Origin of the sequence: Nonomuraea bangladeshensis (assembly GCF_039529455.1) — a bacterium.
In the GTDB taxonomy this organism is placed as follows: domain Bacteria; phylum Actinomycetota; class Actinomycetes; order Streptosporangiales; family Streptosporangiaceae; genus Nonomuraea; species Nonomuraea bangladeshensis.
In genome coordinates this window covers 105,915-118,387 of record NZ_BAAAMV010000012.1, presented here as the reverse complement: position 1 = coordinate 118,387, position 12,473 = coordinate 105,915, and the positions used below count along the sequence as shown (strand labels likewise).

The 12,473-nt window shown below is 73.7% G+C and carries 13 protein-coding genes and 1 riboswitch; of the genes, 7 read left to right on the top strand and 6 right to left on the bottom strand.

Features of this window, described 5'->3' with window-relative positions; translation table 11 throughout:
- Window positions 1–59: 59 nt before the first annotated feature.
- Window positions 60–1,319, bottom strand: coding sequence for a pentapeptide repeat-containing protein (locus ABD292_RS37820; RefSeq protein ID WP_344216137.1), 1,260 nt, complete (start codon window positions 1,317–1,319; stop codon window positions 60–62).
- Window positions 1,320–1,373: 54 nt separating this feature from the next.
- A complete protein-coding gene (locus tag ABD292_RS37815) occupies window positions 1,374–3,602 on the bottom strand; it encodes an ATP-binding cassette domain-containing protein (protein WP_344216135.1) in 2,229 nt (742 codons plus the stop codon).
- Between the two features lie 62 nt (window positions 3,603–3,664).
- Here ABD292_RS37815 and ABD292_RS37810 point away from each other — a divergent pair, with 62 nt between their 5' ends.
- Window positions 3,665–4,639 (top strand): helix-turn-helix transcriptional regulator, encoded by a 975-nt coding sequence (locus tag ABD292_RS37810; RefSeq protein WP_344216133.1) that lies wholly within the window; start codon window positions 3,665–3,667, stop codon window positions 4,637–4,639.
- Here the strand turns inward: ABD292_RS37810 and ABD292_RS37805 are convergent.
- The gene (locus ABD292_RS37805; protein ID WP_344216131.1) at window positions 4,601–5,023 is read right to left on the bottom strand and encodes a DUF6010 family protein; all 423 of its coding nucleotides are present in this window, start codon (window positions 5,021–5,023) and stop codon (window positions 4,601–4,603) included. The two genes, ABD292_RS37810 and ABD292_RS37805, sit on opposite strands and share 39 nt — an antisense overlap.
- A 90-nt stretch (window positions 5,024–5,113) precedes the next feature.
- Between ABD292_RS37805 and ABD292_RS37800 the strand changes: the two genes are divergently transcribed.
- Window positions 5,114–6,067, top strand: coding sequence for a GlxA family transcriptional regulator (locus tag ABD292_RS37800; protein WP_344216129.1), 954 nt, complete (start codon window positions 5,114–5,116; stop codon window positions 6,065–6,067).
- A gap of 5 nt (window positions 6,068–6,072) precedes the next feature.
- Here the strand turns inward: ABD292_RS37800 and ABD292_RS37795 are convergent, their stop codons facing one another.
- A complete protein-coding gene (locus tag ABD292_RS37795; protein WP_344216127.1) occupies window positions 6,073–6,579 on the bottom strand; it encodes an FBP domain-containing protein in 507 nt (168 codons plus the stop codon).
- A gap of 68 nt (window positions 6,580–6,647) precedes the next feature.
- Between ABD292_RS37795 and ABD292_RS37790 the strand changes: the two genes are divergently transcribed.
- Window positions 6,648–7,220, top strand: coding sequence for a TetR/AcrR family transcriptional regulator (locus ABD292_RS37790; protein ID WP_344216125.1), 573 nt, complete (start codon window positions 6,648–6,650; stop codon window positions 7,218–7,220).
- Window positions 7,221–7,225: 5 nt separating this feature from the next.
- On the opposite strand, the gene ABD292_RS37785 is transcribed toward ABD292_RS37790, so the two are convergent.
- Together ABD292_RS37785 and ABD292_RS37780 are read right to left on the bottom strand one after the other, a co-directional pair.
- Window positions 7,226–7,909 (bottom strand): CHAP domain-containing protein, encoded by a 684-nt coding sequence (locus ABD292_RS37785; RefSeq protein WP_344216123.1) that lies wholly within the window; start codon window positions 7,907–7,909, stop codon window positions 7,226–7,228.
- 14 nt (window positions 7,910–7,923) lie between these two features.
- Window positions 7,924–8,065: riboswitch (cyclic di-AMP (ydaO/yuaA leader) on the bottom strand.
- A gap of 198 nt (window positions 8,066–8,263) precedes the next feature.
- On the bottom strand, window positions 8,264–9,133 hold the full coding sequence (locus ABD292_RS37780; RefSeq protein WP_344216121.1) for an LLM class F420-dependent oxidoreductase: 870 nt from the start codon (window positions 9,131–9,133) through the stop codon (window positions 8,264–8,266).
- A 17-nt stretch (window positions 9,134–9,150) separates the two neighbouring features.
- Between ABD292_RS37780 and ABD292_RS37775 the strand changes: the two genes are divergently transcribed.
- The 4 genes from ABD292_RS37775 (at window position 9,151) to ABD292_RS37760 (ending at window position 12,454) form a co-directional block, all read left to right on the top strand.
- On the top strand, window positions 9,151–10,263 hold the full coding sequence (locus ABD292_RS37775) for an iron-containing redox enzyme family protein (RefSeq protein WP_344216119.1): 1,113 nt from the start codon (window positions 9,151–9,153) through the stop codon (window positions 10,261–10,263).
- A 95-nt stretch (window positions 10,264–10,358) separates the two neighbouring features.
- A complete protein-coding gene (locus ABD292_RS37770) occupies window positions 10,359–10,487 on the top strand; it encodes a hypothetical protein (protein WP_344216117.1) in 129 nt (42 codons plus the stop codon).
- The gene (locus tag ABD292_RS37765) at window positions 10,487–11,581 is read left to right on the top strand and encodes a YeiH family protein (RefSeq protein WP_344216115.1); all 1,095 of its coding nucleotides are present in this window, start codon (window positions 10,487–10,489) and stop codon (window positions 11,579–11,581) included. The genes ABD292_RS37770 and ABD292_RS37765 overlap by 1 nt, the downstream gene beginning before the upstream one ends.
- 93 nt (window positions 11,582–11,674) lie before the next feature.
- On the top strand, window positions 11,675–12,454 hold the full coding sequence (locus tag ABD292_RS37760; protein ID WP_344216113.1) for an ABC transporter permease: 780 nt from the start codon (window positions 11,675–11,677) through the stop codon (window positions 12,452–12,454).
- The last annotated feature ends 19 nt before the right edge of the window (window positions 12,455–12,473 follow it).

Genomic DNA, 12,473 nt, shown 5'->3' with positions numbered 1-12,473 from the left:
CGGCGGGTCATCGAGGCCAACGGCGGGCGGCTGATCGACGTGACCGAGCGGAAGCGCCGCTACTGGGTGCCCACCGGCACGACCTGACTTCCTTGGGACGGCTTCGTCCTGCCGCCGGTCTTCGCACCGCTCAGGTCCGCACCGCTCAGCTTCGCGTTCGTCAGGTCCGCGCCCTTCAGGTCCGCGTCGCGCAGGATCGCCGTACGCAGGTCGGCTCCGCGCAGGTCCGCGCCGTTGAGGCTCGCCCCGGTCAGGTCCGCGCCGCGTAGGTCGGCCCCGCGCAGGTCCGCCTCGAACAGGTCCACCCCGCGCAGGTCTGCCCGGCGCAGGGAGGAGTTGCCCAGGTCCGTCTGGAACAGATCGGCACCGTGCAGATCGGCGCCGTGCAGGTCCGCGCCGCCGAGGTCCGCCATGAACAGGACCGCGTACGGCAGGTCCGCCCCGTCCAGCAGCGCTCCCCGCAGGTCGGCGCGGGTCAGGTCGGCGTGGTCCAGGTTCGCCCCGCTCAGCCTGGCCCCGCGCAGGTCCGCCGAGGTCAGGACGGCGACGCCCAGGTTGAGGCCGCTCAGCTCCGCGCCCGGCGCCCTGACGCGCGCCAGGTCGCAGCCGCACACCCAGTCGCGCCCGGCGTCCGGGACGTCGTGGACGCTGCCGAGCACGGTCAGGGCCGTCTGCACGTCGGCGGCCGGCCGCCCGACCTGCCCCGGCGGCGCCGCCGAGCCGTGCTCGCGCACGTACGCGGCCATGACGTCGGCGGTCGTCACGCGGTCCCGCTCCGACTCCCGTGCCAGGCGCCGCAGCGTGTGGATCGCGGCCAGCCGGACCTCGGCCTCCCCTGAGCCGAGCCGCCGTACGGCCTCCGCGTAGCCGTCGGCGCCGCGCCGCGCCGGCGCGGCCTCGATGGACCGGGCGTCGGCGTAGACCAGGCTGCCCGAGGCCAGCAGCAGCCCGAGAACGACCCCCCAGGCGCTGACCCGCCGCAGCAGCGTGTCGACGGACTCCGGCGCGGCGCGGCGGCGCAGCCGGCACCCGGCCCCGAACAGGAAGCAGGCCACCGCGAGGACGGCCATCGCCAGCGGCGGAAGGTCCTCCGGCGCGTACGGCGGCACCAGGTGAGCCGGCAGCCGTTCCAGGACGGGCCGCCACCAGCCGGGGCCGCCCGCCCAGGCGAGCGCGGCCCCCACGAGTCCGACGCCGGCGAGCAGGGCCAGGCCGAGAAGGGCCGCGGTGAGCAGAGCCGCGACGGGCGGGGCCAGCTCGGCGGCCACACCGGCCGGCCCGGCCAGAGCCCGCCGAAGCCGCGCTCGCCACGAGGTCACACCACCCATTCGACCCGAAACCGCGCGCGGAAGGTAGCCCTGCCGGAGGATCTGTCAGTCCGCGTGGAGGGCGGCGGCGGTGGCCGTGCCCTTGAGGCCGGTGACCGGGCCCTGGTAGAGGATGCGGCCTCCGTGCCGGCCCGGGCCGGGGCCGAGGTCGATGATCCAGTCGGCGTGCCGGATGACGTCCAGGTTGTGCTCGATGACGACCACCGTGTGCCCCTGCTCCACGAGCTGGTCGAGGACGCCGAGCAGGGCGGCGATATCGCGCAGGTGCAGGCCCGTGGTGGGCTCGTCCAGGACGTAGAGCGCCGGTTCGGTGGCCTCGCGCAGCTCCCGCGCCATCTTCACCCGCTGGCACTCGCCCCCGGACAGCGTGGTGAGCGGCTGGCCGAGGCGCAGGTAGCCGAGGCCGGCCCGGTCGAGGTGGCGCAGCCCGTCGCGGATGTGCCGGTCGGGCAGCCGGTCGAGGGCGTCGGCGATGGTCAGGTCGTCGAGGTCGGCGATGGACAGGCCGTTCACCCGGTGCCGGAGCACCTCGTCGGTGAAGCGCCGGCCGTGGCAGGTCTCGCAGACGTTCTCCTGGCCGTCCATGAAGGCGAGGTCCGTGTAGATCACGCCGAGGCCCTTGCAGTCGGGGCAGGCGCCGGCCGAGTTCGCGCTGAACATCCCGGCGGGCAGGCCGCTGTGCCGGGCGAACAGTTTGCGTACGGCCCCGGCGATCCCGGTGTAGGTGACGGGGGTGGAGCGGCGGTTGACGCTGACCGGCCGCTGGTCGAGGACGATCGCGTCGTGCTGGGCGACCAGTTCGGCGGCGAGGCTGGACTTGCCCGAGCCGGCGACCCCGGTCAGCACGGTGAGCACCTGGGCCGGGACGTCCACGGTCAGGTTCTGGAGGTTGTTGCGGGTGGCGCCGGTCACCGTGATGACGCCCTTGGGCGGGCGCGGCGCGGTGTTGAGCGGCGTACGGGCCGCGAGGGCCGCCGAGGTGGCGGTGCCGGCCGACCGGAGCCCGTCGAAGGAGCCCTGGAACACCAGCCGCCCGCCGCCGGCGCCCGCGTCCGGGCCGATCTCGACGATCTCGTCGGCGATCGCCATGACGGCGGGGTCATGCTCGACGACCAGGACGGTGTTGCCCTTGTCGCGCAGCCGCTGCAGCAGGGCGGTCATGGAGGCGATGTCGTGCGGGTGCAGCCCGACGGTGGGCTCGTCGAAGACGTACAGCATCTCGACCAGGCTGCTGCCCAGGTGCTTGACGGTCTTGACGCGCTGCGACTCCCCGCCGGACAGCGTGGGGGTGGCGCGGCCGAGGTGCAGGTAGCCGAGCCCGATGGTGATCATGGCGCGCAGCTTGTCGCCGAGCGCCGCCACGACCGGCGCGACGGCGGGGTCGCTCACCTCTTCCACCAGGGCGGCGAGCTCGGTGATCTCCATGCGGGCCATCTCGCCGATCGTGCGGCCGAGGACGGTCGCGGTGCGGGCGGCCTCGTTGAGGCGGTCGCCGTGGCAGTCGGGGCAGGTCTGCGACCGGGTGAAGCGCTCGATGGTCTCCCGCTTGCGGTCGGACAGGTCGTCGGAGGTGTGCAGGTAGATGCGTTCGAAGCGCTCGACCACGCCCTCGTAGTCCTTCGGCGGCCGGACGCCGAGCCGGGCGGCGTGCTCGCCGCCGTACAGCAGCGCCGCGCGCTCGTCGGGCGTCCAGTCGCGCAGCGGGGTGGCGGGGTCGAAGGCGCCGATGTCGGCGTACTGGCTGTACCAGTAGCCGCCGTTGCCGAACCCCGGCAGCAGGATCGCCCCGTCGGCGAGCGACTTGTCCAGGTCCAGGAACCGTTCGACGGCGCTCACGACGATCTCGCCGAGCCCGGAGCAGGACGGGCACATCCCGGCGGGGTCGTTGAAGGAGAACCGGTTGGACTCGCCCACGTACGGCGTGCCGGCCCGGGAGAACAGCAGCCGCAGGTACGTCCAGGCGTCGGTGATCGTGCCGACCGTGGAACGGGCGTTCCCGCCGATCCGACGCTGGTCGATCAGCACGACGGGGGAGAGCCCGGCGATCTCGTCGGTCTCGGGACGGGTCCACCGGGGCAGCCGGTTGCGGGTGAACGGCGGGAACGTCTCGTTGAGCTGGTGCCCCGCCTCGGCGGCGATCGTGTCGAACACCAGCGACGACTTGCCCGACCCCGACACCCCGGCGAACACGGTCAGCCGGCCGCGCTGGAGGTCCACGTCCAGGTTCTTGAGGTTGTTGGTCCGGGCGCCCCGGATGCGGATGAACTTCGGCATGCGTACGACGCTACGAACAGATGTGGCCACTTCCTGGCCGCGTCCCGGGAGAGACTGGAGGCATGGCGGACGTCACCCAGCGCATCCTCGCCCTGCTCGCCACGTTGCAGACCGGCCGGGCGTTCACCGCCGACGAGCTCGTGGCCCGGCTCGGGGTCAGCCCTCGCACCCTGCGCCGCGACGTCGACCGCCTGCGCGCCTACGGTTACCCGGTGCGGACGCGCCCCGGCCCCGGCGGCCACTACCGGCTGGTGGCGGGCAGCGCGCTGCCGCCGCTGGTGCTCGACGACGACGAGGCGATCGCCACCCTCCTCGGCCTCGCCACCCTCGCCGCGACCGGCCGCGCCGCCGAGGGCAGCGTGGACGAGGCCGCCACCCGCGCCTACGGCAAGGTCGACCAGTTCCTGCCGAAGCGGCTGCGGCACCGGGCCGCCCAGCTCAGGGCGAGCCTGGAGACCAGCACCGCGCGGGCCCCGAGCGTCAGCGCCGACGTCCTGGCCGAGCTGGCCGAGGCGATCCAGCGCCGGCTCGTCGTCACCTTCGACTACACCGGCAGGGACGGCGCGGTAACCTCCCGGCGGGCCGAGCCCTACCGGCACGTGCACCACAACCTGCGCTGGTACCTGCTGGCCCGCGACACCGCCAAGGACGACTGGCGGGTCTTCCGCCTCGACCGCGTCACCGGCCTGCGCACCTCGACCAGCACGTACGAGCCCCGCCCCCTGCCCGCCGAGACCGCGCTCGACTACCTGCGCCAGGGGCTCGGCAAGGACCGCGAGCGGGTCGTCCTCACCGTCGAGGCGTCATTGGCCGACGTCGCCGACGCGTTCGCCTACGAGGACGCCGACCTGGAGGCCCTGGGGGAGCGGCGGACCAGGGCCGTGCTGGCGCTCGACACCTGGCAGTGGCTGCTGCTCCGCCTCGCCTTCCTGGACGTCCCCTTCACCGTCGAGGAGCCGGAGCGTTTCCGCGCCGCCCTCCGGTCGTTCGGGGCGCGCCTAAGCGGCGGGGGCGGTCCGGCGCAGCCGGTCGCGTAGCCGGGCGAGCACCGGCGGGCCGCCCGCGAGGCACCACAGCGCGATGACCGGGTCGCAGACGGCGCAGCCGAAGGAGGAGTCGCCGGCGAAGGCGAGGATGGGGCTGGCGTTCAGGTGGTGGAGGACGTCCCAGGCCGTGTGGAGCAGCCAGCCGGCGCCGATCCACGTCCAGCTGTCGAGGCCGCGGAAGGCGACGTAGGTCATGACGACCGGCAGGACGAACTCGGCGTACCCGAGCCCGCCGCCGCTCAGGTACGCGGCGCCCGCGCCGGCGACCAGCACGGCGTTGGCCCGGCGGCGGTGCGGGTCGGGGATCAGGGAGAGCAGGCAGACGCAGACGATCCCGATGAGGATCGGCATGAGGACGGACATGAGGTTGGACACGGGGGAACGCTAGGGCCGGCCCGCCGCCCGGCCCCAGTGGCTGGAACGCCAATTTCCCACGGGTTCCCGCCACCGCCTACGGTGTCCCGCATGCACACGGTGGCGGTTCTGGCGCTGGACCAGGTGGTGGCGGCCGACCTGGCGACGCCGGTCGAGGTGTTCGGGCGGGTCCGGGTGGACGGGCGGCGGGCGTACCGCGTGCTGGTCTGCGCGGTGACGCCGCAGGTCGCGAGTGACGCCTTCACCATCGTCGCCCCGCACGGCCTGGAGGCGCTGCGCGAGGCGGACACGATCGTCGTGCCCGGCTGCTCCGAGGGGGCCGCCCCGCCCGACCCGGCCGCGCTGGAGGCGTTGCGCGCCGCGGCCGCGGGCGGCGTCAGGATCGCCTCCATCTGCGTGGGGGCGTTCACCCTGGCCGCCGCCGGGCTGCTCGACGGGCTCAGCGCCACCACGCACTGGGCCGCGGCGGAGCGGCTGGCGGAGGCGTACCCGCTGGTGGACGTGCGGCCGGACGTCCTCTACGTGGACAACGGCCAGATCCTCACCTCCGCGGGCGCCGCCGCGGGGCTCGACCTGTGCCTGCACCTGATCCGGCGCGACCTCGGCTCGGCGGTCGCCGCCGACGCGGCCCGCCTGGCGGTGACGCCGCTGGAACGCGAGGGCGGGCAGGCGCAGTTCGTCACGCACGCCCGGCCGCCGGCGCCGCGCGGCTCACTGCTGGAGCCGGTGCTGTCCTGGATCGAGGACAACCTCGCCGGCGAGCTGACGCCGGCCGGCATGGCCGCGCGGGCCGGGATGAGCGAGCGCACCTTCGGCCGCCGCTTCCGCGAGCAGACCGGAACCACGCCGCTGCAGTGGCTGCTGCGCGCCCGGGTGCGGCGGGCCCAGCTCCTGCTGGAGACCACGGACCACGGCGTCGAGCGGGTCGCGGCGCAGGCCGGGTTCACCTCGGCGACGGCGTTCCGCGATCGGTTCAAGCGGGTCGTCGGCGTCACCCCGCAGTCCTACCGCGCCTCCTTCCGCACGCGCGGTCCCGCGGTCTGACCGGCTCATGCGGCTCTCGCGGCCACCTTGTCCAGGAAGGCGTACAGGTTCGTCCGGGTGCGGGCGAGCTTGTCCTCCAGGGTGAGGGACTCGTCGATGACGCCGCCGCCCGCGGCCTCCTTCGTGCCGCGCAGGTAGAGGGAGCAGGCGAGGTCGGCGCACATGTACTGGCCGACGGAGTTGCCCTGGCGGCCCGCCTCGCCGGTGCGGCGGGCGCTCATGAGCGCGACGCCGCCGTTGGTGTGCGTGGTCAGGCAGAGCGAGCACATGCTGCGCGCGGTGAAGCCGCGGGCCGCGCCCGAGGTCACGCGGAGCGCCACCCCGACGAGGGCGCCGTCGCGCTCGGCCACCAGGTACGCGCGTTCCGGCGCGCCCGGATCCCGCCAGCCCAGGAAGTCGAGGTCGTCCCAGGGCTGGTCGGGCAGGTCCTTCGGCACGCCGGCGCGCTTGGCCTCACCCTTCGAGCAGTTGATGAGGGACGCGCGGATCTCGCGCTCGGTGAGAGGTCTCATGAGCGGCGAGGCTAGTTTCCTTAATGCTATTATGCAAATGCTTAAAGGCTTTAAGTGATGGAGGGCGCGTGGCACGAGCGGGACTGACCGCGGAACGCCTGACCCGGGCGGCGGCGGAGCTGGCCGACGAGCTCGGCTTCCACAACCTGACGGTCTCGGCGCTCGCCCGCCGGTTCGGCGTCAAGCCCGCCGCGCTCTACTCCCACGTCAGGGACGCCCAGGAGCTCCGGGTGCGGGTGGCGGTCCTCGCCCTCGCCGAGCTCGCCGAGCGGGCCGCCGCCGCCCTCGCCGGCCGCGCCGGCAAGGACGCGCTGGTGGCCTTCGCCGACGCCTACCGCGGCTACGCCAAGGAGCACCCCGGCCGGTACGCCGCCGGGCAGATCGAGCTCGACGACGAGACCGCCTACGCCAGCGCCGCCCGCCGGCACGCCGAGATGACCCGGGCCATCCTGCGCGGCTACGACCTGCCCGAGCCCGCCCAGACCGACGCCGTGCGCATGCTGCACAGCACCTTCCACGGTTTCGTCAGCCTGGAGACGCAGGGCGGCTTCGCCCGCACCCCGCGCGAGGTGGACGTGTCCTGGGCGCGGACTCTCGACGCCCTCGACGCGGTGCTCAGGAACTGGCCTCCGGAGGAGTGAGCGGGTCAGGCGGCGTAGTTCGGGTAGCCGTAGCCGACGACCTGGGAGGTCGGGCGGACCCGCTCCTCGACCTTGCCGTTGCCGGTGTTGCCCTCGATCGTGGAGATCGTGCCGTCGCCGTTGTCCTTGACGACGAAACCGACGTGGTTGATGGCGCTCAGGCTCTTGCTGCCGCTCCAGGAGAAGAACACCACGGCGCCGGGCTTGGCCTCGGTGCCCCAGCGGTCGTTGGCGGCGAACCACTTGGCGTGGGCGACGGTGTAGGCGTCCCAGCCGACCTGGGTGCGGGCGCCGGTCTGCTCGCCGACCCAGGAGACGAACATCGAGCACCAGGGGGCGTTCAGGTAGGCGTTCCTGTTGCCGCCGTCGCGCTGGACGGTCTCGCCGGCGCGGGCCGAGTCGGCGTACCACTGCTGGAACTTGGTGCCGCCGCCGTCGGCGTTCTCGGACGTGCCGACCTGGGCGCGGGCGAGGTCGAGGACCTGCTGGGCGGTGACGTTGACGCGCGCGTCGCGGTTGCTGACGCCCTGCTGGGCGGCGGCGGCGGCGGCCGCGGGCTGCGCGGGGGCGCTGTCGGCGGCCGCGGTCACGGCGGCGGTGGCGCCCAGGGCGGAGACGGCGAGGGCGCCGCTCAGCGCCAGCTTGGCGGCGTTCAGCTTCGGGGCACGGATGAAACGGCTGATGGCCATGAGGGGTTTGCTCCTTTGCGCTTCCATGCCGCTTACCGGGTTAGCTGACGGGTTCGGGCGTGCGGAAGCTGCCCTACGGCACATGGACGTGCCGATTCACCCCGGTCGAGAACGGGTCCCCGGTTCCGCCAGTGGCGGATTCAGCGGCCGCGGGCATCGGACGCCCGCGGTGGGAGTGGGATCGAACATGGCGTCCGCGAGGCGGACGCGGGCGAGCGCGGCCCGGTGGTCACTCGCTCTGAGGCTGAGGTCGCGGCCACGCTCACTGGACCGTACAACACCCCCCTGACCTGCGTAATTCCCCGGTCACGAAATCCCCATGACGGGCGGCGAAGGTAACGTGCGGGTGTGCTCTCAGCCGCGTCCCAGCCCGAGCGCGGCGGCGGCCTCCTCCAGGGCTTCCAGGTGTCCCTCGACCGGGCCGAGGCCCGCCCCCATCGTGTTGATCGAGAGGTGCGTCGCGCCCGCCTCCCGCCAACGCCCGGCGAGGTCGACCAGCGCCTCGGCGTCGCCCGTCCACCCCGCCCGGCCCTCCATGCCGAGCCCGGACGGGTCGCGGCCGGCCTGCGTGGCGGCCTCCTCGACCATGGCCTTGGCCTGGTCGAGCTCCGGCCCCGGGGACATCTGGGGGAACCAGCCGTCGGCCAGCCGCCCGGCCCGCCGGTAGGCCGGGGGCGACTGCGCGCCGAACCAGACGGGGATCGGCCGCTGCACCGGCAGCGGCGCGAGCCCGGCGGCGCTCACCCGGTGGTGCTCGCCCTCGAAGGTGACCGTCTGCTCGCACCAGAGCCTGCGCATCAGCGCGACCTGCTCCTCGATCCGCTTGCCGCGGGTGCCGAAGTCCGCGCCGAGCGCTTCGTACTCGACGTGGTTCCAGCCCAGCCCCACGCCCATGCGGAAGCGTCCGCCGGTCAGCAGGTCGACCTCGGCGGCCTGCTTGGCGGCCAGCACCGCCTGCCGCTGCGGCAGGATGATGATGCCGGTGACCAGCTCCAGCGACGTCAGCGCGGCCAGGTAGCCGAACATCACCATCGGCTCGTGGAAGGTCGTGTGCACGTCATAGGGGCCGCTCCAGCCCTGGTGCACGGCCGGGTCGGCGCCCACGACGTGGTCGTAGGCGAGCACGTGGCGAAAGCCCAGCTCCTCGACGCGCCGGCCGTAGGCGCGTACGGCGCCCGGGTCCGCGCCGATCTCGGACTGCGGGAAGACGACACCGATCTGCATGTGTGGCTCCTGTCATCGTGATCTTCCCTCCCATCATCGCGGGCCCGCCGCGCCCGGCCCGCGACCGCCGCGCTGCCCGGCGCGCCCGGTTTGGACGTGAGGGCCCCGGGCAGCGGAGCCGGATGCACCTGCCCGCCGCCCGCGGCCCCCTCACCGCCGAGCTCTTCGAACGCCTCGCCGGGCCGCCCGCCGACCTGGACCCGCCGCCGGCGACCCCCGGCCCCTGCGCCACGGCCCTGGCGGACGGCGACCTGCAGCTCGCCCTGTTCGCCTGCTACGAGCTGCACTACCGAGGCTTCGCCGGGGTGGACGACCGCTGGGAGTGGCAGCCGTCGCTCCTGGGCTTCCGGCGCGAGCTCGAACGCCGCCTGGAGGACGCGCTCGCGGACGCCGTGCCACGTCCCGAGCCGGTGCCGCCCCAGCAGGTACGCCGCGCGCTCAAGGAACTGGTCGCCCACGACGAGCAGCAGGGGCCGGGCCTGGCGGCGTACCTCCAGCGCGAGGCCGACCTCGACCGGTTCCGCGAGTTCGTCGTCCACCGCTCGATCTACCACCTGAAGGAGGCCGACCCGCACACCTGGGGCATCCCGCGCCTGCACGGCCGGCCCAAGGCCGCGCTGGTCGAGGTCCAGTCCGACGAGTACGGCGGCGGCAGGGCCGAGCGCATGCACGCCGAGCTGTTCCGCACCACGATGACCGCCCTGGGCCTGGACGCCTCCTACGGCGCCTACCTGGGCCGGGTGCCGGGCGTCACGCTGGCCGTCTCCAACGTCATGTCGCTGTTCGGGCTGCACCGCCGGCTGCGCGGCGCGCTGGCCGGGCACCTCGCCGCCATGGAGATGACCTCGTCGCTGCCCAACCGCCGCTACGCCACGGCCCTGCGCAGGCTCGGCGGGGACGCCGAGGCCACCCGCTTCTACGACGAGCACGTCCAGGCCGACGCCGTGCACGAGCAGATCGCCGCGCACGACCTGTGCACGGGCCTGGCGACGCAGGAGCCGTCGCTGACCGGCGACATCCTGTACGGCGCGGCGTGCGCCCTGGCCGTCGAGCGGCTGTGGGCGGAGCACGTGCTGGGCCGCTGGGAGCAGGGCGCGACCTCGCTGGAGGACGAGACGGTCGCGGCCTGAGATCTCCTGGTTAACCTACTAAATCAGTAGGTCTTGACGGGTTTAGTACTCCGTGGTGTCCTGAAATCGGCCGACCGCCGGAGAGGGGCACCCCCATGAGCACCCGAGAAGAACCTCCTGAGAGCCGTAGCGCGTTCAACGAGGACTGGGCGGCGACCCTCCTCGGCCTGGCGCTGCTCGTCCTCGTCCTCGCCGGCGTCATCCCGCCCGGCCTGGTGCCGTGATGACCGCCGGGACCGCCGTCACGACCCGCACGTGGCAGTGGAGCGCGCTCGGCGTGCTCGCCGTCCTGCTGCTCGGGGCCGCCACCCGCTTCCTGGAGCAGAACGTCCCGTCCTGGTTCGCCGGCTCGGGCCTGGCCAAGGCCGTCGAGTTCCCCGTGTACGCCATCGTCCTCGGCCTGCTCGGCAACGCGGTGCTCACCGCGGCCGGGCTGCGGGAGCGGCTGTCGGGCGGGTTCCGCACCGAGTTCTTCATCAAGACCGGGCTCGTGCTGCTCGGCGCGTCGATCAACCTCAAGGTGATCGTGACCGCGGCCGGGCCGGCGATCGTGCAGGCCCTGGTGCTGATCAGCACGGTGTTCCTGTTCACCTGGTGGCTGGGCGGCAGGCTGGGGCTGGACGACCGGCTGCGGGCGCTGCTGTCGTCCGCCGTGTCGATCTGCGGAGTCAGCGCCGCCATCGCCGCGGCCGGTGCCGTGCAGGCCAAGCGTGAGCAGCTCGCCTACAGCGCCAGCCTGGTGATCGCCTTCGCGCTGCCGTCGATCTTCGTCCTGCCCGCGCTGGCCACCCTGCTCGGGCTGAGCCCGGAGGTCGCGGGCGCGTGGATCGGCGGCAACATCGACACCACGGCCGCGGTGACCGCCGCGGGCGCGCTCGCCGGTGAGGACGCGCTGGCCATCGCCACCATCGTCAAGGTCACCCAGAACGCGCTCATCGGCGTCGTCGTGGTGGCGCTGACGGCCTGGTTCGCCTTCCGCGTGGAGCGGCGGCCGGACGCGCCCCGGCCCGGCGCGGGGGAGCTGTGGCGGCGCTTCCCGAAGTTCGTGCTCGGCTTCGTGGCCGCCTCCGTGCTGGCCACGTGGTACCTCACCGCGGTCACCGCCGCCCACGGCAAGGAGGTGATCGGGGTGGCGAACGACCTGCGCACCTGGTTCCTCATCCTCGCCTTCGTGAGCATCGGCCTGGAGTTCCGGGTCGCCTCGCTGCGGGAGGCGGGCTGGCGGCCGGTCGTGGTGTTCGCGGCGGCGACCGTGGTCAACGTGGTGGTCGCGCTGGCGCTCGCCCTGGCGCTGTTCTCGGGCTTCGCCGTGTCCTGAAGGCGGTGAAGCCGCAGCTTGCGCGGCACGGGCCGGATCCTCTACCGTATTCCCCACTAAACCAGTCGCTTATAGGGAATAGGGGTTGGGCCGGTGTTCCGTGGCGTCGGGCTCCGGGTCGCGAGCGTGATCCTGCTCGGGGCGATCTGGTGGGCGGTCGCGGCCGCCCACCTCTGGCCGGAGGTGTTCGTGCCGTCGCCCGGCTCGGTGTGGCAGCAGTTCCTGCTCACCTCCTCCACCCACGACGGGCAGCGCGGCTACGGCGGCTACCTGCTCTCGGAGCATCTGCTGACCAGCCTGCGCAGGATCGCGCTCGGCAGCCTCTACGGCATCGCGGGCGGCGTCGCGCTCGGCCTGGTCGTCGGGCTCGTGCCCACGGTGCGGGCGCTGCTCAACCCGCTCATCACGTTCGTGCGGACGCTGCCGCCGCTGGCCTACTTCAGCCTGCTCATCATCTGGCTCGGCATCGACGAGCCGCCGAAGGTCGCGCTGCTGTTCGTGGCCGCGCTGCCGCCCGTGGCCGTGGCCACCGCCGACGCCGTACGCGGCGTGCACGCCGACTACCTGTACGCGGCCCGCTCGCTCGGCGCCCGCCGCTGGCAGCTCCCGTACCGGGTGGTGCTCCCCAGCGCGCTCCCCGAGGTGATCACCGGCGTCCGGGTGGCCGTCGGGGTCGCCTACACCACGGTCGTGGCCGCCGAGACCGTCAACGGCGTCCCCGGCATCGGCGGCATGATCCGCGACGCGCAGCGCTACAACCAGACCGACGTCGTCGTGCTCGGCCTGCTCGTCATCGGCGCCTCCGGGCTGCTCATCGACACGCTCCTGCAATCCACCGAGCGCCTGCTCGTGCCCTGGCGCGGCAAGGCCTGAAACCCCCGGAGGCACCAGC

Coding starts and splice junctions, on each gene's coding strand:
- ABD292_RS37815 (WP_344216135.1), bottom strand. CDS start 3,602: ATGCCGAAGTTCATCCGCATCCGGGGCGCCCGGACCAACAACCTCAAG.
- ABD292_RS37810 (WP_344216133.1), top strand. CDS start 3,665: ATGGCGGACGTCACCCAGCGCATCCTCGCCCTGCTCGCCACGTTGCAG.
- ABD292_RS37800 (WP_344216129.1), top strand. CDS start 5,114: ATGCACACGGTGGCGGTTCTGGCGCTGGACCAGGTGGTGGCGGCCGAC.
- ABD292_RS37795 (WP_344216127.1), bottom strand. CDS start 6,579: ATGAGACCTCTCACCGAGCGCGAGATCCGCGCGTCCCTCATCAACTGC.
- ABD292_RS37785 (WP_344216123.1), bottom strand. CDS start 7,909: ATGGCCATCAGCCGTTTCATCCGTGCCCCGAAGCTGAACGCCGCCAAG.
- ABD292_RS37780 (WP_344216121.1), bottom strand. CDS start 9,133: ATGCAGATCGGTGTCGTCTTCCCGCAGTCCGAGATCGGCGCGGACCCG.
- ABD292_RS37770 (WP_344216117.1), top strand. CDS start 10,359: ATGAGCACCCGAGAAGAACCTCCTGAGAGCCGTAGCGCGTTCAACGAG.
- ABD292_RS37765 (WP_344216115.1), top strand. CDS start 10,487: ATGACCGCCGGGACCGCCGTCACGACCCGCACGTGGCAGTGGAGCGCG.